The sequence below is a fragment of the uncultured Arthrobacter sp. genome (assembly GCF_947493765.1).
Lineage (GTDB): Bacteria > Actinomycetota > Actinomycetes > Actinomycetales > Micrococcaceae > Arthrobacter_D.
Map to the genome: position 1 here is coordinate 1 of NZ_CANLSZ010000026.1, position 781 is coordinate 781.

At 64.5% G+C, this 781-nt stretch carries 1 pseudogene; it reads right to left on the bottom strand.

What is annotated here, in order from left to right:
* A pseudogene (locus Q0747_RS13865) lies at positions 1-781 on the bottom strand (IS5 family transposase); the annotation flags it as partial.

Below are 781 nucleotides of genomic sequence, written 5' to 3' on the forward strand. Positions count from 1 at the left end.
CTAGGGCGTGTCTCCTAACCGTTTGAGCCAGAGGGTGATCGCCCGCAGGACGGCCCCACCTCGGTAGGTGAGGGCGAGTTTGTCGTAACGGGTCGCGATGCCTCTCCATTGCTTGTCGTCGTTGAAGGAGCGTTCAACGACATTGCGGGCCTTGTAATCCTCGATGTCGTAGCTGATGGGTCGACCGCCACGGCTTCCGCGGCGTGCCCGGTGTCCTCGTTGATCGGATGGCTCGGGAATGACAGCGATGATGCCTCGCTCGCGCAGGTGCGCGCGGATCGCGCGGGACGAATACGCCTTATCTGCCCGTACTCGGTCAGGGCGTGAGCGTGGCCGTCCGGGACCGCGGCGGGTGACCCGCAGATGCTCCATGAGAATCGGGAACATCGGCGAGTCACCTGCCTGGCCTGCGCCGACAAGCACGACCAAGGGCAATCCACGCCCGTCGACGAGGTGGTGGATCTTGGTACTCAACCCGCCGCGCGACCGGCCGATGGCATGGTCAGCGGGTTCGACCCATAGTTTCTTGTAACTCGATAGGTCCCCCTGTGTCTCGGGGAAGGTTCGTCGCGTGCTGATGAGCCCGGTTGACCGTCGAATCGACACTTACCGCCCAGTCCAAGCCGCCGACAGCGTCGGCCTCAGCGAGCAGTTCGGCGTGGATCCTGTCCCAGGTCCCATCAGCGCTGAAGCGGCGGTGTCGTTTCCACGCGGTCTGCCAGGGCCCGAACTCCGCCGGAAGATCACGCCACGGCGACCCGGTCCGAAACCGCCAGATGAT